Annotated in this window: 12 protein-coding genes; all 12 read right to left on the bottom strand. The window is 35.3% G+C overall.

Going from position 1 to position 23,127, the window contains the following annotated elements; translation table 11 throughout:
- Window positions 1–47: 47 nt before the first annotated feature.
- The 12 genes from BJ095_RS04985 to BJ095_RS04930 all read right to left on the bottom strand — a co-directional run bounded on the left by BJ095_RS04985 (window position 48) and on the right by BJ095_RS04930 (window position 22,728).
- The gene (locus BJ095_RS04985) at window positions 48–2,171 is read right to left on the bottom strand and encodes a choice-of-anchor I family protein (protein ID WP_235867575.1); all 2,124 of its coding nucleotides are present in this window, start codon (window positions 2,169–2,171) and stop codon (window positions 48–50) included.
- A 634-nt stretch (window positions 2,172–2,805) separates the two neighbouring features.
- Window positions 2,806–3,801, bottom strand: coding sequence for an acyltransferase family protein (locus BJ095_RS04980; RefSeq protein ID WP_107932562.1), 996 nt, complete (start codon window positions 3,799–3,801; stop codon window positions 2,806–2,808).
- 168 nt (window positions 3,802–3,969) lie between these two features.
- Window positions 3,970–7,158 (bottom strand): S-layer homology domain-containing protein, encoded by a 3,189-nt coding sequence (locus BJ095_RS04975; RefSeq protein WP_107932560.1) that lies wholly within the window; start codon window positions 7,156–7,158, stop codon window positions 3,970–3,972.
- A 569-nt stretch (window positions 7,159–7,727) separates the two neighbouring features.
- Complete coding sequence (locus tag BJ095_RS04970; RefSeq protein WP_107932558.1) at window positions 7,728–10,211, bottom strand: hypothetical protein; 2,484 nt, start codon at window positions 10,209–10,211, stop codon at window positions 7,728–7,730.
- Between the two features lie 273 nt (window positions 10,212–10,484).
- Window positions 10,485–11,321 carry a tyrosine-type recombinase/integrase gene (locus BJ095_RS04965; protein WP_107932556.1) on the bottom strand — a complete coding sequence of 279 codons (837 nt, stop codon included), beginning with the start codon at window positions 11,319–11,321 and terminating at the stop codon, window positions 10,485–10,487.
- Between the two features lie 17 nt (window positions 11,322–11,338).
- Window positions 11,339–13,255, bottom strand: coding sequence for a tyrosine-type recombinase/integrase (locus BJ095_RS04960; RefSeq protein WP_107932554.1), 1,917 nt, complete (start codon window positions 13,253–13,255; stop codon window positions 11,339–11,341).
- 67 nt (window positions 13,256–13,322) lie between these two features.
- Window positions 13,323–14,150: a site-specific tyrosine recombinase/integron integrase gene (xerA, locus tag BJ095_RS04955; protein ID WP_107932552.1), complete on the bottom strand. Its 828-nt coding sequence runs from the start codon at window positions 14,148–14,150 to the stop codon at window positions 13,323–13,325.
- Window positions 14,151–14,156: 6 nt separating this feature from the next.
- Window positions 14,157–15,050 carry a tyrosine-type recombinase/integrase gene (locus BJ095_RS04950; RefSeq protein ID WP_107932550.1) on the bottom strand — a complete coding sequence of 298 codons (894 nt, stop codon included), beginning with the start codon at window positions 15,048–15,050 and terminating at the stop codon, window positions 14,157–14,159.
- 629 nt (window positions 15,051–15,679) lie between these two features.
- Window positions 15,680–18,961, bottom strand: coding sequence for an S-layer homology domain-containing protein (locus BJ095_RS04945; protein ID WP_107932548.1), 3,282 nt, complete (start codon window positions 18,959–18,961; stop codon window positions 15,680–15,682).
- 786 nt (window positions 18,962–19,747) lie between these two features.
- Window positions 19,748–20,464, bottom strand: a complete 717-nt coding sequence (locus BJ095_RS04940; protein ID WP_107932546.1) for a WecB/TagA/CpsF family glycosyltransferase — start codon at window positions 20,462–20,464, stop codon at window positions 19,748–19,750.
- A 113-nt stretch (window positions 20,465–20,577) separates the two neighbouring features.
- Window positions 20,578–21,849: a nucleotide sugar dehydrogenase gene (locus BJ095_RS04935; protein WP_107932545.1), complete on the bottom strand. Its 1,272-nt coding sequence runs from the start codon at window positions 21,847–21,849 to the stop codon at window positions 20,578–20,580.
- A gap of 402 nt (window positions 21,850–22,251) precedes the next feature.
- Entirely contained in the window at window positions 22,252–22,728 is a 477-nt protein-coding gene (locus BJ095_RS04930) for an IDEAL domain-containing protein (protein ID WP_107932543.1), read from the bottom strand.
- Between the last annotated feature and the right edge of the window lie 399 nt (window positions 22,729–23,127).

Below are 23,127 nucleotides of genomic sequence, written 5' to 3'. Positions count from 1 at the left end.
GAATTGTGTGTGTACCTGGTACACACACAATTCTATTCATAAATCTATTAGTCTATTAGTTTTGCGAGGACTGTTGCTGCGTGGGCGCGTGTTAGGGGTTGGTTGGGGTTGAAGTTCCCGTTGCTTCCTGTCATTAGGCCTGCTTGTTGTAGTGCGTATACTGCTTGTTTTGCGTTTTTATTGATCTTTCCATCGTCTTTGTATGTGGATTGGTTGCTAGCATCTAAATTAATGCCTTCATAGGATAGATAATTGTATATCGCTAGAGCAAATTCTTCCCTTGTTATTGATTGATTTGGAGCAAAGGTTGTAGCATTTTTGCCACTCATGATTTTGTTTTCTGTTGCCCATGCAATATCGTTTGCAATTGGAGAAGAAGCCCCTACATCCTTAAACGAAGGTCCTTTTTTTGCTTTTTCATCATAAGCTAAGCTGTTTAGTACAATTGCTGTTTGTCCTCGTGTTAGGCTTTTATTTGGTGCAAATGTAGATTCATTGACACCGCTAAATAAGCCAGCTTTTGTCACTGCGATAATTTGATTTTTTGCCCAATGATTTTCAATGTCCTTAAAGCCAACTTTATTTTCTACATGCTTTTCTAGTATATTTAAAACCGTTACTGTTCCACTTACCTCGTGGCCGACAAACAGCTGTGGAGCCTTTTCATCTGACACAAAAGCCAAACCTTCTGGTGACACATCTCCAGCAATATCCTGGCTAAAATCACGTAGATTAAGATAGTCTACAAATTCTGCATTTGTCGGATCTGTAATGTTGTACATCATAATGCCTCCGATACGCTCTAGTCCAATAAAGGCAAAGATTTCATCGCCAATTTTACCGATCTTAACGTCTTCTGGTTCAGGACCCTTTTTCCCACTTCGATTATCAAGCTTCACCTTATCATTACTTGCATTGAAATACTCTGGAAATTTTTCGGCTGTAATACGCTCAAAATCACTGCCGCTATCATAAACAACTTCCATCGTATCCGCATCAATAATGGAGAATGAACGTCCACCAAAGATGTACTCTTTTTCTTCAGCAAATCCTTCATACTCGGCTGTATCGTAGAAGACAATTTCATTGCCATCCACTTCTTTTTCAGTTTCATTTAGGTGGAAGCTTTCTGTGTCCTCTTCACCCCATTCTCGGGCGTCTCCTTCATTTGCAGTAACGATGTAATTTTTACCGTTTACGCTATATGTCGCCATCCCGTCAGGCATATAGATTCCAAAATAATTTTCATTTTGAAGCTTGATTTGATCGTCTTTACGTAAGTCGATTTCATTTCCTTTTACACTAAAGTCTTTAAAGCCCATTCCTTCAATAGAAACTACCTCACTCGAAGTAAGATCAAGCTTTGCAATTGCATTGTTTTCTTGTAGGGCAACGTAAGCAAACTTACTATCTTCACTTACAGTAATGTATTCAGGCTCCAAATCTAGTGAAGGCTTTGTATCTTTCTTTAAAATTACTTGGGATGCAAGCAGCTCCTCGCGCTTTTCGCTTGAATCATATGCCTCAAATGTAATAGTTTTAGCAACTGTGTTTTCAAAACCTTTTGTTAAATCCATCATTGAAATAGAACCCTGAGGATCGATAATACCTTCTCCATAACCTTCGCGAGGCTCCCCTTCATTAGCCGTTAATGCCTTCGTTCCATCTGGTGAGAAGGTAATGTTATCTGGCTGTGGCTCGACCTTCACTGCATTTAACAGCTTCCCTTCCCCTGTTAAGAAAACAGCATAGCCATAGTCATTAAATCCTTCAGCTTGAACGGATGCAACAATGACATTTTCTTTCGGATGTACAGCAATACTTGTTAAATCGCCATATTGAAATTTAGAGTCTACCGTCTTTAAAAGCTCGGCAATATCGATTGAAAGGAACGGTTTTAATGAAAGAGCATCAGCCTTTTGATAGTTAAGAGAAAGAGCCTCCACCTTTTTCGTTTTCCCGTTCACTACATATGTAGAGTGATTATGCTTGTTATAAGCAACGATTTCCGTCGTTCCACCCTCTGGATTTTGAACGCCAGAATCATAGCGCGCCTCTAATGAAAGCTTGTACTTATTCTCAGCTGCATTCGCCGAAATCGTAGGAGCCACCACAACCGCCGCTGCCATACTTAAAGTGAAAAGTGTTTTAAAAGAAAGAAATTTAGACATTAAACACTACCATCCTTTACCTATTTTCTTTTAAGTGTAAAGGTGATTTGTTAAGGAGATGTTAATAGAATTAAGGAGATTGTAAATATTTTTGTGAAGAGAATTAGAAACGGATTGGGGGGAATTGTTTGAGAATTGTTTGGGTACCTGGTACACGGAGTATTCTGAATTGTTTTAGAGTTGTTTGTGTACCAGGCACCTAAAGTTTTTTAAATTGTGCTTGAATTGTGTGTGTACCTGGTACACACACAATTTAAGTACACACAATCTTTTCATTTTATTGTATAAATTCAATTGACTGGGAAAAAATTAGGTTACTATATTTTTGCTAAAAAGGATGATAAAAATTGAAATCATTTTTTTACTTTTTATTAGTGCTTGTTATCATGGTGATTGCGACGTATTTTAGACCATTGCGATACTTGGCGTTTCTCATGTTTATGTTCATTTATCGTACAATCAGCTCTTTTACATCCAACATAAAAAATTACTTTGCCTCATCGTTTTCTTTAAATCAAAACAAATAAGAGTTTAATTTTCTGAATAGTTCTAGAATTGTTTGTGTACCTGGTACACAAACAATTCAAACACACAAAACCCCCAAGATCACTTTTGTGAGCTTGGGGGTTAGTTGTTATCTTATTTTTCCTACTATCCATTTTCCGAAGGGGAAGTAGGAAATTATTTTCGCTATAAGTATAGTGATTACTAATGTAAAACCAAACATAGCAATAATTCGAATAGCACTAATAGGAATAAGTTCAACGAAATATGTTGCTGTTAGGTTTAAAACATTCCAATGAATTAGGTATATCATAAACGCATACTTACTAATTAACTGAGTAATTTTAAAGTGTGGGAGAGATTGTCCATATGCAAGAATCATACTTGTCATTCCCACTACAAAAAACACTATATCTACTCTCCGTGAATGTATATCAGTTTGCCCTTGCCCAAAATTTATCCATATATAAATACCTGCCAGGATAGTGAAAATCAAAGTGACAATTCTATATTTTTTTAAAGCCGGACGTAATTTTTCATAATTCACACCTATCAGATAAGCAATTACAAAGTAAATTAACCATGAACTACCATATAATTTCTGATATATATTATTTTCTTGATAGAACGTATATGGGAGTGAGAATAATTGTAGATGAAAGAAATAAATAAGTATTGCAAATGGTAATACAATTATCTGTGGCCATTTAAACTTTACCATGCACCAGAATAACAAGTAGAGCTGTAAGATAACTACAACAAACCATCCAACAAATCCACCATAAAAAATATTATTTATAATTGAATCATACAGAACACCATTTTGATACTTAACCTCAATTACCACTGCATCCGCAATTGCCCATACTAGATATGGTATAACTAGGAATTGTAATCGAGAGGACCAAAACTTCGCTGGAATACCTTCTTTATATCTAGCAGCTAATATAATTATAGATAATAAAATAAAAGTAGGTGTCGCAAAGCATAATAATATTCTTACAAAGTGAACAAAATCGGAATTTTCTGCCGAACCCCTTACTAAATTATTAAACGTTGTTGTATGTAAAAGTAATATCGATAAACAGGCGATAACCCGTAATAAATCCCATTCTTTAATTCTCAAAACTTACAGCTCCACTTTCTATTCGTAATTTTAATTATTATTATACCATTAAAATTGAGTTTTCTTTGTCTTTACTTTTAATAACGAAATATTCAACAAATTAAATAAAAAGAATTAGCTCAGTAATCACTGAACTAACTCCTTTTTGATATTATTAGTATTTAAATTTTAGAACGCTAATTTAAATGTATTTTCTTCAGCAGTATTGTACATTGACCCAAAAGTATAACCTTTTTCATCAGCCACTACTACATAGAATGTCACATCTTTTTGTTTTGCCATTTGGTTTGTTATTGTAGAACCAAATTCAATAGTCCATTTTTTAGCTTCTGCATTATAAGTCACCATTACACCAAGTGCTTCGAATTTTGCTTTTTCAGTGTCTGTACCATATGGATTTTCCTCACTTGCATATACACTAAACTCTGGTAAACCTTGAATATTGTGGTCTACTTCTAATTCTTTCAAACCGTTTTCAGACTGAGCAACTACCTCGATATAAGCAAGGTTCATAGAGTTCCATACAGTTTTGTCGCCTCCAAAACTAACTAACTGAACTGGAGCATTTTGAGTATAGTACTGAGTTTGGTATCCTGCTGTTTTGTCGATATAGTTCACTACTGCAGAGTCTAAAGCGCTACCTGATACAGTTCCTTGAGCTGTTTTTGCATTATCATTGTTATGAACTACCCAGATTGTTGGCTCACCTGTAGCTTCTGATTCGTTTGCAATTGTACCTGTTACATTTAATACAGAGTTTGATAATCCTTCTTCCGTACCTTTTGAAACTTCGATACCACCGAATTCATTGCCTGAAACTGTTGTTGTACCTGTTAAGTCCACTTGAGAGGCATTCACAAGAATTGCTGCGTCTGCGCCTGTACCAGTGAAGTTATTTAGCACTACTTTTTCAGCATTATAAACTTGTACTGCGTAAGCACCCTGCCAATTAGCTTCTTCAGTTAATTGAACAGCTAAGTTATTGATTGTTACATCATCACCAAGTACTACGATTCCTTGACGACCTCCATTAGCTTGTCCGTTGATAGCATCTGTGAAGCTGATTGTATGGTTGTTACCTTCGATTGTTACAGCACGGTCAACTACAATTGTTGAAGCTACTTCCTCGATATCTTTTACTAAATTGATAGTTTGGATATCAGCACGATCTAATGCAGCTTGTAATTCAGCAAGAGTTTCAACCTCTACTGTTGTTGCAGCGTTTGTTAAATAGTATTGTACTTGTCCATCTTTTACTGCATCATTTACTTTTAATGCACCTTCAGCAGATTGAACTGTACCTGTTACTTTGTCTTCCCAAATTGTAGGTAAACCATAGACTTCAGAAGTGTTTACTAAAGTAGCTTCAGTTGTAACGATTGAAGATGCTTCTGTTAACTCGCTACCGATTGATGATTCGATACCACCAAATTCATTACCACTTACATCGATTGTTCCAGTTAGCTTCACTTTTGAACCGTTCACAAGTAAACCAGCATCTGCACCTGTAGCAGCAAAGTTATGAATTGTTACATTTTGAGCATTATAAACCTGTACAGCATAAGCACCTTGCCACTCAGCTTTTTCAGTTAGCTGAACATTTAAGTCTTTAACTGCTACATCACTAGCCATTACTACGATACCTTGGCGGCTACCATAAGCAAGATCGTTGATTGCATCTGCAAAGCTGATTGTATGTCCACCACCGTTGATCGTTACAGCACGATCAATAACGATTCTTTCAGTTAAGTTTTCAATATCAGCTGTTACGTTGATCGTTTTCACATGAGTATCAGCTAATGCAGCTTGTAATTCTTCGATTGTTGAAGCTTCTACAGCTGTTGTATCGATAACAGCACCTTGCTCATCTTGTACACCAGTAATATTTCCTTTTACATTCTCGTAGTTATCGATAATTGTTGCATAGTCTGATTCTGTTGGTACAACTAGTTTCTCAACTGTTACATTTTCACCTAAAGATACTTTTGCATCCTTGTTTGCAACAACAAGCTCTTTCACTTGACCAGGTACATTTAAAGTTACCTGTGCAGCCTCAGCTACTGTTACTTTGTTGATAGAACCAGTACCTGAAATTTGAACTTCCTTTGCATTGTTAACTGTCACTGCCTCAACTGCAGCATTTAACTGAATTGCGTTAACATTTTTAGATAATTTCACTTCAGAAATCGCTGTGTTAGAAGTGATTTCAAGATTGTTACGTTCAGTATCGATTGATTTAATAGTTGAATCAACAAAGCTTAATTTTGCATTTGCTGCTGCAGTGTTGAATGGTAATATTTTTTTTAATGAAGCAACAGGAGATTCTTCTGCTGCTTCAATCTCTTCAACGAAGACTTCACCATCAACATCTACCATGTCAACTGATAAGCTGTTTACAACTTCACTTGTGATATATAAATCACCAAGTACTGTTAGGTTTTTCACTTCTAACCAGTCAGCATTCACTACTAGGTCACCTAAGATAAATGAATCGCCACCGTCAAATACAACTGGCTCTGCTTCAGTGCCTGCATTATTTAAAGCAAGGAAATAAACATCTACAATTACGCCTTTTTCAACGATTACACCCATATCAGCATTTTCTAGAGCCTTATGGTTAGCTTCTGCAAAGATTGCCGCAACATCTTCAGAGTACGTATACTCTTTACCATCTGCTGTATAAACTTTTGAATCTTTAATTTCAGATACTGTCATCGTAGGATATGCAGCTTTTTCAGCAGCTACGATGAATAATGCCATTTGGCCACGAGTTACTTTTTGGTTACCACCGAAAGTAGTAGCTGTTTTACCTGCAGTTACACCATTATCATAAAGTGCAGCAATTTTGTCTTTATATACATCCATCACATCTATGAATGGAAGTGATTCTACATTTTTAGCTTTTAAATTAAACGCCGAAGCAAGAATCAAAGCCATATGATAGCGATTGATTTTCTCGCCTGGTTTATATGTTTTATCCTCATACCCACTAATATGTCCCGCATTCGCAAGTGCTGCGATTGCACCATAGTAATCATGAGATTTTGGAACGTCTTTAAATCCTGGATCCGTTACATTATCAGTATCTAAGCCTAAAGCATTTGCTAGAATGACAGCGACTTGTCCACGTGTAATATTGTTTTCCGGTCCATATGTACCAGTGCCATTATATCCTTTAACAATTCCTCTTTCAGCCAAATTCATTACAGCTTCATAATAATAGTCACCTGCTTTAACGTCTGTGAACTTTAATTCTGATGCATCAGCTGCTTGTGGCGCTACTACCGCTACCCCAGATGCTACTACTGCTGCTGCCATTACTGTATTGAAATATTTGAAAGTTTTATTGTTTGTCATTTATATAAATCCCCCTGTGAGATAAATTGTTTTTGTTTGTTTCTGTCTTACAAAACAATCATATAACAAATAGAGTGATAGATAAATGATAAAAAAGAGGGAAAAGTGATATAGTTGTGGTGAAAGTGGAAAGGTTTGTTAGTGCTAAAGAATCGTATTTATTTTATATAAAAGATTAAATTCCTATAACTTTAAGTTAAAGCGATTTTACTTGTTAAAATGTATAGAAAAGTTATTTATCTATAATTTTATAAGAACGAGTTAACCAAGGAATTCTTTGAATATTACTCATATAACTCCACTTAACCACTCATCCATTATACTTATAAAAAATCGTTATTTTGACTATATTTGCATTACTTTGTTTCCTATTATTTCAGAATTATCATAATTTATAGTACTTATATCCACTATACTCAAAAATCAATTTTAGTATTTTACAGATTTCATTGAAAAAATTTAGTTTAATCACAAAATAAAAAGAAAAGCCATAAACAAGATTTCTCTCATTTAGGGCTTCTTTTTAAATATTTATATACTACTTATTTATTGATTAATATTTCGTTTTATTAAGGAGTTACAGTAATTGCAGCTAAACGATCTTGTAAATCAGCTTTTGTTGTAGCTGGAGCTACGTCAGTAGGTAATGCTGTTACTAATGCTTGTGCTGCGTCTACATCAGCTTGTGACTTAGATGTTTCTGCAGTTACTACTGCATCTGTTGCAGCCGTAACTGCTGCTGCTGCTGCTTGCGCAACAGTAGTTCCACCATTAACAGTTACATCTACAAATTGAACTTTTGAACCGTTAGTTAATAGAATACGGAATGATGCTTTACCATCTGTAGAGTTAATTAAGTTATCTTCAAATGTTGTAAATACTAATTCATCATCAGATCCTAAAGTAATAGTATCGTCACCATCAACATCTACAAATCCTTTAGCATTTTGAATCGAAATTTGTACGTCTGTAAATACAGCTGGGTTAGAAGCTAAAGTTGCACCTTGGTAACGACCAAAGTTATCTTTAACTACTGGGAATAACTCAACATCTGATAATGCGTCAAAGTTTGCAACAGTGATTGTTGGTACTTGTTCTGCATCTTCAGTTAAATCTGTATCAATTGCAGTTTGAGCTTTGTCCACTACTGAAATTTCAGATACTGCAACAGGTGTAGCAGAAACAGTAACTTCTTTAGTTAATGTAACTGGTTTATCTGTAGCATTATATACCACTGTAATTGTAGCTTTAGCATCAATTACTTTACCACTTGCATCAGTTGTTGCAGCTTTACCGGCTACGTAGTAGTTTCCATCTACATCTAGAGCAACCATAGCAACAGCTGGATTAGATGAAGTTACAGAAATAATTGATGATGATGGTAATGCTACACCATCAGCAGTTTTAACTTTTACTGCTTCTTTATAAGCTGAAGCTAATACTGCATCTTCATCTGCTGGGTCAACTGCAGCTAATGTAGCGATATCAGAAATCGCAAGACCTGCCTCAGATGAGTTTGCTACTACTTCTAATGATACTTCTTTAGAAGCTACTACATCACCAGCAGCATTTTTAAGTTCTGCAACAACTACTGCAGTTCCAACTTTATCAGCTTCAATTTTAGCAGTTGTAGGTGAAGTTTTTGTAACTGTGAAATTATCAGCAGTACCTTTAATTTTATAGTTAGTAGTGAAATCACCTAATACAGCTGCGTTACCATATTGATCTAATGTAGTGAAAGTTACTGTAGTTTCAGCACCAACAGCTAATTTAGATGCATGTTTTGAAGTTTTAGCTACATCAATTGTAGTTGGCACAGCTACTTCACCAGCAGTTACTACAAATGAACCGTAAGTTTTACCAGTAATTGCATCAGTAACTGTAATTGTTGATGTTGCACCTTTTTGTGCATTTCCAGCTACAGCAACTGAAATTTTTCCATAATTATCACCAGTTGTATTTACAATTCCAACTGCGTTTGCAGCAACAACTGATGGGTTTGAAGAAGTGACATTAAATTTACCAGAAACATAGTCAGCTGGTTTAATTTCTGTACCATAGTTATCTTTCACTGTTACGCCAACATGTGCAGTAGAGTTAGCTGCTACAGTTAATTCAGAAGTACCAAGGATAACTTCAGAAATAGCACCTGGAGCTTGTTTCACATCAAGAGTTACAGTTGCAGTTTTACCTGAAGCTTTGCTTAATAATGTTAAAGTAACAGTACCTTCTTTACCAAATTTAGCAATTTTAACTTTGTTTACTTTTTCTTCAGTTACGAAAGAAACATCATTTTTAGCTAAGATAGATGCATCAGAAGTTACGATTTCAACATCAGATGGGTCAATAACAACTTCTTCACCATATTGGTCTTTAGCAGTGTAAGCAACTTTAACGTCTGTTAAGTTAGAAGTTAAGATTGTTTTATCTTTTGGAAGTTCTACGTTACCAAAAGTAATAGCGTCTAAAGTAGAAGCAGCTACAACTTTTAATTCTTTAGTAACAGTTAAACCTGTTTCATTGTGAATGAAAGTTACAGTGATAACATCGTCTACTTTGAAATCATTTTCATTAGCTGATGTATTTACATAGTAAGCTTTATCTGTTCCATTGAAACCTAATGTTACAGATTTACCTTGAGTTTTGTTGTATGCAGTTTTAGTGAAATCTGAGTTGTTTAATGTTAACTCTTCACCATATTGATCTTTTAATGATACATTTACAGGTGCTTCAGCTGTTGCATCATATAATACTGTAGAAGCTACGTCTAAAGAAGTTGCTTTAACAGCTTTAACAGTTGTCGTACCTGTTAATGCTTTTTCAGATAAACCATTTACAGCTACAGTATAATCACCAGCTAATAAGTTAGCAGATGAAGATAATTCTACTGATTTACCATCAGCATTCCATTTCGCTGTTAAACTTACGTTAGATGATCCACGTTTAACATCGAAAGTAGCTTTTGCTTGGTCAGCTGTTGCAACAGCATTATTGAATTCTACTTTTAAAGTTTTTGCGTTAATTGCACTTTCCGCTCCAACCTTACATAACAAAAAAAGCCTTAAACCCTAGTCATACCAAGGGTTTAAGGTCTTTTTCAAAAATCGTTGTTAGTATAGGTAAAAGGTCTATTAGTCATTCTCCTGGTTCGCGTTTTATCGAGACGACTCCCCTCTAGTTTTGAACGTGTCTAGGAGGAACCGCGTATCTTATCGATGAGCGTGCTCTAATTTTTAGTATAGCTAAAATCAATCAAAACAAACAAAAAGGATTATCGTAACCGTTTCGATAGACGAAGCGATACAACAATCCTTATTTTCATGAACTTACATCCATTCATCATATAACTCTTTTCTTGCATGTTCATATAAGCGTGCATACGAATGGGTGGTATGGTGCTTCTCATGACCTAGTAACATTTGAATTCCTTCCAGTTGCATCCCTTTTTGTGCGAGATGGGCGGCGAAGGTATGCCGTAATATATGTGGAGCTACTTTAAAACCTAATTTTTCTGAATAAGAGCGAAATTGTGTTCCAATCCACTTATCGTAAATACGATTTGTTTCGGCAACATTTAAAAAAACATAGGGTAAATCGTCTGTACGGCTAGCTAGATAAGTTTTCAAATAGTGGGCACATTCCTGGTTGAATAAGACAATCCGTTCTTTTTTCCCCTTCCCTTTACGAATCATGATACTCCTTTCTGACCAATTGATATCATCTTTATTCATGACCATAAGTTCACTAATTCTGACTCCAGTTGCATATAACGTCTCGATGATTGCGCGCTCCTTTAATGTCACGTCCTTTAACCTTCGAAGTCTCGCTAGTTGTTCATGTTCCAAATAACGTGGTAATGTTTCGTTTCGCTTTATGGATAAAATATCCTTTGCTGGATTTTTCTGAATTATTCTTTCTTCCCAACAATATTTAAAAAATGTTTTCAGAGCAGCAAGTTTACCATTGATTGTACTGGGTCCATAGCCATTTTCCATGAGGTATTTTAACCAATTTCGGATATCTCGTTTTGAGATCTGCGCCAGTGGTACATTCGAATGATCTAAAAATTGATTGACCGCTAAGATATACCCTTTTAAGGTTTTCTTTGTCAAACGAAAATGGTAATCTACTTTAAACTGTTTAATGTATTTTTCCTTCTCCATTATTTTCATCTTCCTCCTTATCTCATATACTTCCGATACATCAAAATTAATTCTCGTTTCGGAAGACGCGCATAAATTTGTGTTGTTTGAAGATTCCTATGCCCTAATTCATCTGCTATAAATGAAAGGTCAGCCCCTTTCGCTAATAATTCCGTTGCGAATGTATGACGAAATCGATGCGCGTGAAGTGATCCGACAAGATTGACTCGTTTTCCGATATTCTTTAGAATGTCGCGAATTCGCTGAATCCCAAGCCGAGTTTCTCGCTCTGAGAGAAATAAGGCCGGATGATTATCATCACGGGTTTCAAGGTATCGTTCAAGTAAAATAGCGCATTTCACTGTAAAATGAATCTTACGAAATTTTTTTCCTTTTCCTAAGACAAGGGCTGTTCGATTTTCTATATCTACATCTGTTCGGTTAAGCGTATTTAGTTCACCGATTCGGCAACCAGACGCGTACAAGAATTCCACTATCAAAAGATCTCGAAGCGGGTGTTCTTCACTTTGCATTCGGATTTTGGCAATTTGCTCTTTTTCCAAATATTTTGGCATCGGTTTTGGTAATCTTGGAAACCAGCGAGATTTGATGGGCGATTTTTCCACATAGCCTTCTTCTACACAGAATAAGTAAAATGCGGAGAGCATACTTAAATAGCTACTAATTGTAGTTTCTTGCAACATTTCCTTACGTTCGATAAACCATTTTTGAATGTACTCGGATTTAAGGTTATCATACGATTCCTTTTCGTTCTTAAAGAATCTCTCTAAATAGAATCGTCTATCTTGAATCGTCCGTTCACTTAAATTGGCTAATTTAATACTTAATAGATATTCGTTGATAACTTGATGATTCTTATCGTTTAGCAATTGACTCTTTAACTCCCAATACTTTCTATTTGAACCATCTCGTTCCCACGGGTATTTTACAGGCGATTTTTCCATATACCCCTGCTTTATACAAAAACGATAAAAAGTACGGATAACAGATAAATTTCTACCCACAGTATCTTTACTTTTATTCTTTATCTGGTCATTCATCCAATGATCGATATCTATCGAGGTTATAGAGGAAAACAATTCTTTTCTCTCTTTAAAAAAGAATTGTAAGATAACCCTATAATTTTCAATAGTTCGCTTAGTCTTGTTTATATTTTTTAGATTGAATAGAAATTCATTAATTATTACTTTGTTCTTTCTATTTCTTAAAGGACGTTGTATCTCCCAATACCTTTCCGGCGTTCTATTCCAACTTTTCTTTTCTATCGGTGGTTCTACTATATAACCTACTTCCTCACAAAAGCTGTAGAAGCTACGAAGGGGTTTTATATATCTATCATCTATATTACTTTCAGTTTTCTTTTTTTGTTCTTCGTTGAACCATTGTCGAATTTCATCTAATGTAATGGAAGTAAACGCCTTTTCCCAATCCTTAAAAAAATAACTTAAACATCCCCGATAAACAACAATTGTATTTACTTTTCTATTCAGGTTTTTCATTGTAAATAAAAATTCATTGACCACTCTTTGGTTATCTGCATTGGGTAATTCACGTCTTAATTCCCAATAGTTTTGTGTAATCTTCCCTCCATTTTCGCTTGGCTTATTTTCTCTTGGCTTAATTTCTATCGGCGATTTTTCTAAATAACCTTCCTTAATACAAAAGCGATAAAACACTCTCATTACGGATTCATATTTCTGAATGGTGCTATCTTTCAAATGTTTTTTCGTCATAAGCCATTTGTTTATATCATCGGGTTGAAGCAGATTATATGGAACTGTTATGTCCTGAAAAATGGTTTGTAATTTCTTGCGGTAAGAAAACAGGGTTTTGCTTGATTTATTCGTAGTATTTGCTTCTACTAAAAGAAACTCATTGATTGCTTTTTGATTCTCAGCTATGGGCAACGTTACCTTTAACTTTAAATTATCCATATTCCCCTCCCTGCTTCACTGTTATATAAATTCTTTGTATAGGACTCTCTAAATCATCTGTTTCTTTTTAGCGGTAACGATCATACTGTTTTTTACGGGCATTATCCATCAGTCGTGTATAAACACGAGTACTATTAATATTCGAATGACCAAGAAGTTCCTGTATATAACTAAAATCCATATTCTTCTCAGTTAAATGTGTCGCAAATGTATGTCGCATCATATGTGGAACAATCTTAAATCCAAGTTTATCGGAGAATGCTGTGAATTTTTTCTCAATAAAAACCCTACTTAATGCTCCACCTTTTCTATTACAAAATAAATAATCACTTTGTATCTCCCGTTCATGAAGATAGGCTTTTAACCTCACTTCACACTCATTTGTAAACAATACAAACCTAACTTTTTTTCCTTTTCCTTTAATCCATATTTGCCGCATATCCCACTTAATGTCTTCTAATCGTATATTTATTAACTCACTCACTCTGACACCAGTTACATAGAAGGTTTCAATTAAAGCACGATCTCTCCGGTCTCCTTTTGTTAATTCTTGTAATAGTGCCACTTGCCGTTTACTTAAATATCTTGGTAGGGAATCGTCAATTTTAGGAGGCTGAATTGTAAGTGTAGGATCTTTTTTCAGCATGTTTTCTTCCATACAATAATTATAAAAGGATTTTAGTGCTGATAATTTCAAATGAATGCTTCGAGGTTTTAAACTCTTTTCTTCTAATGATGCAAGCCATGCACGAACATCCGCAGCCCTTACTTCATTATAATTTTTATTACAAAAACTAAAAAACTGCCTCAATGAAATTTGATAACTACGAATAGTTTCTGAGCTAAATCGAGCTTGATGGTCATTAAAAAATGATCTTTGTACTTCCAAATTCATATTCATTCACCCCATTATATTTTGATAGGCCAGAATCACATCTTCCGTCGGAATACGAGCATAGATGCGAGTCGTATTTAAGTTGCTATGTCCCAATTCATCTGCAATAAATGGAAGTCCTGCACCTTTTGACAACATGTTGGTTGCAAATGTATGACGGCAACTATGCGGATGTAAAGACTGGTTAAGTTTTGCTAATTTTCCAAGTTTCGATATTACTAGATAAATGCCATTTTGCTGAAGAGGTTTTCCATGTTTATTCAAAAATAATGGATCCGTTGATTTAAGTAACCTTGTACTTAAATAATCCTTTAAGATTAGGGCACATTCTTCAGAGAAATGGACATGTCGTATCTTTTTCCCTTTCCCTTTGACTTCTGCTGTTCGACGGTCAATATTGACATCTTTAATTGTCAACTGAACCACTTCGGACCTACGGCATCCAGAAGAAAATAAAAATAAAACTAGTGCTCGATCGCGAATAGATAACTTTTCGGCAGCGATTTTGACTCTAGCATACTCTTGCTCAGTTAGATATTTGGGTAGTGAATGAGGTATTTTAGGCCGCCATCTTTTCTTTATCACCATTTGACCCAAATACTCTTCGGCAATACAAAATTTAAAGAATGAAGATAAGGAGGAAAGAACTAAGTCTAATGTTTTTTCCTTTTTATCTATTGAATACTCATTAAACCATTTAAGAACATCATCTGATGTTAGTTCTTCAATTGGAACAGTACACTCACTTAAAAATCTCTCTAAAATTGATTTGTATTTTGTAATAGTTGCTTCTGCCTTGTTTGCTAATTTATAGCTTAGCAAGAATTCATTTAAAATTTTCCTATTTTCTAATGGAATCGCAGCATTGTTGCTAATCCAATAATTATTTGATAAGTTCACTTAATCCCACCCTTCTATTATTTTAATTTTGTTGCTTCAAGAGTATTGTTAACAAAAATTACCTAATAAATACATAAAAAAATAAATTTTCCAGCACAAACTTATTCTATTACGCGGTGAAAGTTTATCGCTAAGGGACAAAGGGGTTGAATGAAAGTCCTTTCTCAAAAGGCTCCATACACGACAAACTATATACAAAAGACTACTTCAAAGTGAGCAACTTTGAAGTAGTCCTATATTGAAATTAACGGATATTAAAACAGCTAATAATTTCCCTTTAATTTAGGAAGGGTTTATTTCATTGTTTAACTATTTTCTCAATAGAAAAAAGACTTACCGAGATTATACCCGAAACGTCCGGATTCTATTGAATTTCGGGCAGTCTGAGTTTGTCCAGTATATTGAGGAAAAAAGAAATAAAAAAGCCTGTAGAGAATTCTCTACAGGGCTTTCAAGTTTCACACGAGAAATTTCAGTGGTGACAAGCACCAAACCTGCTCTAAACTTTACTTAGTAAAAAAACACCCTATAATACATAGGCTTTTTTCAAAGTCGCTATCATTATAAGGTGTCAATTTTTCTTTATTCACTAGATAACTAGTTTATAAAATAAAGTTAAGTTTAAACTATTATTGTTTAGCAGTATTAAATGTTGTTGTCGCAGTTCCTAAATCAGTTGTTGCTGTATTTAACTGTGCTGTTGTTGAAGCTGCATTATTTTTTACAGCTGTTGCTGCTGCAATTGCATCAGTATATGCAGTTTTTTCAGCTGCTGTAACATTTCCAGCACCAAGTCCATCAGCAGTCACAGTTCCAGTTCCAAGATTAGTATTAGCTGCTGCAATTGCATTAGTTAGATTTGTTTTAGCTGTTGCTAGAGCTGCAGCTGCATCAGCAGTTGGAGTATGCTTAGCATCAGCAATTACTTTTACAGCATTACCTGTAACACCGCCAAATTTAACTGTTGAATTGAATTCTGAACCAGCAGTGAATTCTGATACTTCAGCATTAGCTGCACCGTTATTAGCAAATGTTACAGTACCAGATACTTTTGCTAATGTTAATGTTTGAGCAATATCATCTTCACCATCAGCAAGTGTTAGAACTAAATCATCAAGATCAGACTCATCTACCGCTACTTTTTTACCATAAGTATCAGTAATAACAAAGTCTACTAAAGCAGCTAATTCTGATAAATCGAATACTTTGCCGCCATCGAAATTAACATTTTTAACTTCTTCAATTTTCGTAGATGAAGTAATTTCAATAGGTTCACCTAGTGTTGCAACTTCAGTACTAACTACAGTATTGTTTTTAACAAGTTGAACTTTAGCAACTTTTGGTGCTACGTTAGAATATGTTAATTCTTTTGTTAATTCTTCACCTGTAGCGTTGATTGTGATAGTTACAGTTTTTGTAGCTGTAGTTGCTTTGTCAGCAAATTTCACTTCAGCGCCATCTGCAGGTTGACCAGTTACTACGAAGTCTGTACCTTCAGTTAATTCTACTACTTTACCATCTTTAGTAGTAGCATTTACTTTGATGTCTTCATTGTAAGCTGCTTCAACTAGATAAGCACCAGAACCATTATCAGCAGCATAGATTGTTGGAACATCTTTTACTGTGTATGATGCAAAGTCAGCATCTTTCACGATTGAGTATGTTTTAGTAAATGCGCTTGCTTCAACTGCTGAACTATCTTTGCGTAATTTGAACGTTAATTTTTCAGAAGTTTTAGTAGCACCAGATACTGGTTTAATTGTCCATTGTTTATATGCATCAGCAGCAGCACCATTAGTAGTTGTAAAAGTTGCAGCGTCAGGAGCACTTAATTCAAATGTTAAAGTTTCAAGAACAGCTTTATCAGTAATTACTTGACCAAATTGGTCTTCAACTACTAAATCTGTGTTTTTAACAGTTACACCAGTAGTATCACCAGCACGAAGTGCATTTGCTAAATCAGCATCGATACCTGTAATAACAGATGCTACTGCTTCTGCTTTAGGAGTTACTGTTTGAGTAGATACTTTACCAGATTGAGAAGTTACTACAACTGTTAAAGGAGCGTTTTCAGTTACTTCTACTTCTCCAGCATCCGATCCGTCTGTTACTTTAACGAATAAGCCTTCTTTTCCTTCAACTTCAACAATTTCACCAGTAGATGGAGTTAAAGTGTCATTAATAGCATCTAAAGCTTTTAATGTTTTAACTTCAATTCCGTTAGTATCAGTTACTGTTAATGGGAAGTAAACATCTTTATTAGCTGTAACTAATTCTGTTGGAGCAGATAATGAAACTGTAGCAATTTTAACGCCTTCTTTAACTGTTACTGAACCTTGTGCATTTGAACCATTAGCTTTTGCAATTACTAAAACAGAAGCTGTACCTGCTAAGCTTACACCAGAAACTTCTAATGCTAATACATCTTTTCCATCAATTGTAACTTCTTTGATTTCATTTGTATTTGCAAAAGTTGCTACTGCTGGGTTTGTATTTGTAACGATTAATTCAGAATTTGCTCTTGCAGCGCTTGTAATTTCTTTACCGTATTGATCTTTCACAGTAATTGGTAGGTAGAATTTATCTTTAGATACGTCTGTATCTTGAGATAACGTTTTACCATCTTTATTGTAAAGAGTTCCAACTGTTGCTGTAGAAGCTGCAGATTGATCAGATAATTTGATAGTTTTAGTTGTTGAAACACCAGTTGCAGCATTTACTAGAGTAATATTAATAGTATCTCCAACTTTTGCATTAGCAACTAGAGTGAAACGGATAGAACCATCTGCATTTAATGTAGCATCAGAAGCAGCACCAGAAACAGTTTTTACTAGTGATGTACCGAAAAGTTTAGTAAGATCTTCACCATATTGGTTCGTTACTTGATAACCAACAGTTGCTTCTTCAAATGCTGCATCAGCATCTGTATTTACTACTGGAGCTACATCAGAAAGAATTTCTAAGCCAGCAACTTTTTCATCTTCTACAGTTACAGTACCTGTAAGAGGAGTGTTGTTACCTTGTTTAACTGTTACAGTGTAATCACCTTTAGTTAATTTTGAAGTTAATTCGATTGTAGCTGATTTTTTATCGTCAGCGATAACAACGTTAGCAACGTTTGATTTAACAGTACCTTTAGCTACCGAGAAATCAGCAGCAGTTACGTCAGCTGCAGTGTTGAATGTTACTTTTAAAGATTTTGCGTTAATCGCACTTACAGATTCAACAGCTACTTCAGTTGATGGAGCTTCAACTTTGATTGTAGCATTTAAGAATGAAGCGAAGTGTCCACGAGTAACTTTACCAGTTGGGTTGAAGTTAGCAGGAGCAGTTACGCCTAATTTTTTAAGTGCTAATACTTGAGAACGGTAGTTAGCATTAACTTTGTCCAGATCTCCAACTGTTACGTCAGAAACATCTCCAGCAACTTCAACTAGTGAAGTACCAGTGATTGCAGCGTATGCACTGTTTAATACTACAGCCATATGCTCACGAGAGATTTTGTCAGCACCATTTAAGTTGTCATTTGAACCTGTGAAAATACCGTTATCTTTTGCAAGAGCAGCATATTTTAATAAGTTTTCATCAGCAGTTAATGGTACGTCTTTAAAACGTTGAACTGTTTTGTAGTCAGCTGGTACTTCAAGACCTTGTTTTTCAGCCCATTTACCTAACATTTGTACAACTTGTCCACGAGTTACATTTTCACTTGGAGCAAAAGTTCCATCAGCTTTACCGCCGATTAGACCAGCAGCATATAATGCTTCAATCGCTGCCGCGTGGTCGTTACCTGCGATGTCTGGGAATGATGGTGTTGCTGCAGACGCAACTGGTACGATTGCAGATGCTACTAAAGTAGCTGTAGCAGCTGTTGCTACGAATTTTGTGTATTTCTTTGGTTGGTTAGCCATAAGAAAGATTTCCTCCTCTAATTCAAATAAAATTGTTTTCTAGTTATCTCAACTATATATAGGTACAGATAAACTATTACACATAAAAGTTTAGTAGTATCTAAATGTTATGTCAATCCTTTTTTGGTACCTTCTTGAAAATTGTCGAGGTATGTAGATTAACATAAATTTAATAGTCTTGATAACTTAAAATCTTTTTTATTATGACATAAAATAACTATAATTCCAACAAAATCTTTCATAAACAAACATATCATTATTTGGTAATAATGTTTGATTAATAATTTTCGTTGTTATTACAGGGATTTCTCCAATGTTTCGGTTGGTTAACATTTTCTTTTACTGTCATAACAATCTTATTATCGGGCGTATGAAGCAAAGTTTAATAGTTTTTTAATATTTTTTTCATAAGTGGTTAATCTTTTTTTCTCTTTTACTATAAATATAGTATTTTGACTAGAATAATATTGCCTCCGTAGGCTTATCTACTTTGCTTTCTAGTTCTTCCTTAACCCTCGATAAGTATATTAGATGGTTCAGTAGAATATGCATCTTCTAATAGATTAAACAAAAAAAGAAAGCCTACACATATAAAATGTGTAGGCTTTCCTTTTTTGGCTACCAACCGTTTTTTTCCTTGCAGGGAAAAGTTAAAGCTATATCATAGAGAAAATCTTACTATAGACACAGTGTATCACCAAAATTAGAAAAGGACAATCAGTAATTACAAAGTTTACATATTTATTTTCCATTTTCTTTAATTGGTTAGATTTACTATATTAATGACTACTTCTTCGAGCTCCGCGCAACCTCTACTAAGAATAAAGGCAATGCCAATTGACGTTTGAAACGTTTCGGTTCCTTCATTAAACGATAGAACCATTCTAGCCCTAGCTTTTGGAAGGCTTCTGGTGCGCGTTTAACTGTTCCAGCTAATACGTCAAAGGAGCCACCCACGCCCTGGTAGATTGTTGGGTGTAATTCCTCGCGATTTGCATTGATCCAGTTTTCTTGCTTTGGACTTCCCATTGCAACGAATAAAATATCCGGCTTTGCTTCATTAATCTTCGCCTTTACAATTTCGTTATCCTTTTCATAACCGTCTAATGTGCCGGCAACGATGATTCCTGGGTACAGCTCTTTAAGTTTAGCTGCTGCAGTATCTGCTACTCCAGGCTTTCCTCCATATAAAAAGATTGGTTTTTGATTCTTGGCTGCTTCTTCACATAGACGCATCATCATTTCAACGCCAGTAACACGCTCAGTAATCTGCCCCTTTTGGATTTTGGAAGCTATGATAACTCCAACTCCGTCTGGAATTTGAATCTCAGCATCATTTAATAATTTCTTTAATGAAGGATCTTCTTTTGCCTTCATGATTTTTTCGGGATTGATGGCTACGATTAGTGATTTTTCTTTTCGTTCAATTCTCTGGAAAATTTCCTTTAGCAGGTTATCGTAGTTTTCCGTATTCACTTGAATTCCAAGTACAGTTTCTTTCATGACTTTTCATCCGTCCTTTTATAGTAGAAACTCATATTAATTTAAAAAGGCAGCATGCTGTTAAGTGCACACTGCCTTAAATAGTAGATATTTATTTTTTATGTGCAGTTTACTTATTTATTTTTTGCATCGCCTAATAGGTGGTATTGGAAACCAGCTTCCTGCCACGCATCACGACTTAAGCAGTTTTTCGTATCGAATACGATTTTGTGTTTTGCCGAGATTTGTAATGGGTTGTAGGCCTTGAACTCATTATGATCTGTTAAGAATAGAAGAATGTCCGCATCCTTAGTTGCTTCTTCTAGGCTTTGCGTTTGTGTTTCGTGCTTGTTTTCTTTGATATGTGGATCATAAGAAATCACCTCTAATCCAAGGTGCTGAAGCTCTTCAATTACTTCAGTTGATGGACTTTCACGCATATCATCAACGTTTCCTTTGAATGCTAAACCAAGAACTGCTACTTTTCCACCAGCTACTTTGTTTCTATTTAAAATAGCCTGTGTTTTTTGTGCAGTGAATGCTGGCATACTGTCATTCGTGTTACGAGACATATTAATGATTTGTGCACTTTCTCCACCTAGCTCTACTAGGAACCATGGATCTACTGCGATACAGTGACCGCCAACACCAGGTCCTGGGAAGTGAACGTTCACGCGTGGGTGATAGTTCGCAAATTTGATGGCTTCCCAAATGTTTACGTCTAGCATATCCGCCATTTTCGCAAGCTCGTTCGCAAAGGCAATGTTCACGTCACGGTAAGTGTTCTCCATAACTTTTACAAGCTCAGCAGTAGTTGCATCCGTTAAGTGAATTTGACCTTTAACGAAAGTTTCGTAAAGCTCTTTTGTCAGCTCAGACGATTTCTTGTTGATACCACCAACAATACGATCATTGTTTACCAGCTCTTCAAAAATACGACCAGGAATAACACGTTCTGGTGAGTGAGATACGTAAATGTCTGTCCCAATTTCAAGACCTGTTTTGATAAGCTCTGGAATCATGATACGTTCTACCGTTTTTGGTGGTACTGTTGATTCTAAAATAACTAGATCGCCTTTTTTAATGTATGGCACGATTGAAGCTGTAGCTTGTCTCACATACTCAAGGTTTGCTGTTTTATCTGCATTAATTGGTGAAGGTACAGCTACGATAAAGATATCCGCTTCTTGTGGCGTAGTTGAAGCTGTTAAAAAGCCTTCATCTACTGCTTTGTTTAAGCGCTCTTGCAGTCCGTTTTCTTCAATGTGTAAAGTTTTTTCCTGGATACTTTTCACAGCTGCTGGATTCACGTCAACTCCGTGAACCTTCACGCCATGGTTTGCAAACATAACTGCTGTTGGTAACCCGATATATCCTAACCCAACAACACAAATTGATTTTGTCATAAGATTCGTTACTTCCTTTCAAATTTCGAGAACGAGTGTATATGTCATTTCGGTCATTTTCTTTTAAAATGCCCACGAAAGCTGGATTTATGCTCATTCTTAAGCTTCATAAATGGCTTGTTTCGAAAATCCTTTTAATAATGTTACCGCATTTGCCTTCTTAGTACCGCAAACACTATGTAATCCCGCAATATAGTATACAACTTTCCATTCCATTTTGTGAAATTAAATTTGTATTACAGTGGAGTATTTTGTAATTTAATGTCACAATGAAGCATTTTTAACCTTTTAATGATAACGTATCTGTCATTTGAAAAGTTGCATATCTAAATTCCGCAAATTTATCCTCAATTAAAAAACACCTCCGATTCAAATTAGCAAATCGAGGTGCCCTATCTTTTATTAAGCTTGTGCGCCATATAATTTGGCTTTTTCGGATGCTAGCTCATGGAAGCGTTTTTCGTCGCGGTTTTCTAGAGCTTGGTCGATTAGGCGTTCTAGGTTTTGCTCCTCTAGCTCGCGAATCATTTTTTGCATTTCAGATTGAGATTCCTCTTTCGGTATAACGTTTAATGTATCGTCACTTGTCGTTGCTTTGGCCAATATAGGAGTTAAATGATCATGCACATTTGAAATTAAAAGCAGCTGATATAATGGTAAACGAATGAATCGGTTTCCACGTTGGAATACGAAAATCTCTGACAGATTTTCAATTTGCTTCGTTTCTAGGTCAATAATCATTTCCTTCCCTTCAACGGGTACAAAATGATATAACTCATCATCCTTCACAATCGAAAAATACTGATAAGCAAAAACTAAGCGCAGTGTCTTTCCGCTTACTTTTGTATAAAAGGGCTTCATAAACTGTACTTGAATCATACTATCCCCTCCTAATTTGGAAGTTTTCTGATTTTTCTAATTATAACACATTTTCATTCTTTAGTAAATGAAAGCGATTTCAGCTTTAGGTTGTAACTTAAGCCAAATTCATATGTATTTTCTGGGCTATAAGGCCGGTGCCACCTTGAAAGCCGTTATTGTATCATACGAATTTTGTATCTCGTTAATGCTATATTCTCCATACTTTTCGCTTTTCAAACTAGCAGAATCTTACTAATTTTATCGATATTTGTAAATAAAATGGAAATGTGTTAACCCACTGGACTAATTACAAACTAATGTTAAATTCTTATACCCTGTATTCTTCAAGCTAAACCAATTATCAACCAAATTACAGAGGACTTTTTCCTAAACTTTCCGTTTTACTTATCAATCCTG

Source organism: Ureibacillus chungkukjangi, assembly GCF_003217295.1.
In the GTDB taxonomy this organism is placed as follows: Bacteria; Bacillota; Bacilli; order Bacillales_A; family Planococcaceae; genus Ureibacillus; species Ureibacillus chungkukjangi.
The sequence above is the reverse complement of the archived record's forward strand: the minus strand, read 5'-3'. Positions and strand labels throughout refer to the sequence as shown.

What these genes read in the sequence shown, in the direction of transcription:
- BJ095_RS04985 (WP_235867575.1), bottom strand. Translation starts at nt 2,171, where the DNA reads ATGTCTAAATTTCTTTCTTTTAAAACACTTTTCACTTTAAGTATGGCA.
- BJ095_RS04940 (WP_107932546.1), bottom strand. Translation starts at nt 20,464, where the DNA reads ATGAAAGAAACTGTACTTGGAATTCAAGTGAATACGGAAAACTACGAT.
- xerA (WP_107932552.1), bottom strand. Translation starts at nt 14,150, where the DNA reads ATGAATTTGGAAGTACAAAGATCATTTTTTAATGACCATCAAGCTCGA.
- BJ095_RS04945 (WP_107932548.1), bottom strand. Translation starts at nt 18,961, where the DNA reads ATGGCTAACCAACCAAAGAAATACACAAAATTCGTAGCAACAGCTGCT.
- BJ095_RS04965 (WP_107932556.1), bottom strand. Translation starts at nt 11,321, where the DNA reads ATGGAGAAGGAAAAATACATTAAACAGTTTAAAGTAGATTACCATTTT.
- BJ095_RS04935 (WP_107932545.1), bottom strand. Translation starts at nt 21,849, where the DNA reads ATGACAAAATCAATTTGTGTTGTTGGGTTAGGATATATCGGGTTACCA.
- BJ095_RS04975 (WP_107932560.1), bottom strand. Translation starts at nt 7,158, where the DNA reads ATGACAAACAATAAAACTTTCAAATATTTCAATACAGTAATGGCAGCA.
- BJ095_RS04960 (WP_107932554.1), bottom strand. Translation starts at nt 13,255, where the DNA reads ATGGATAATTTAAAGTTAAAGGTAACGTTGCCCATAGCTGAGAATCAA.
- BJ095_RS04930 (WP_107932543.1), bottom strand. Translation starts at nt 22,728, where the DNA reads ATGATTCAAGTACAGTTTATGAAGCCCTTTTATACAAAAGTAAGCGGA.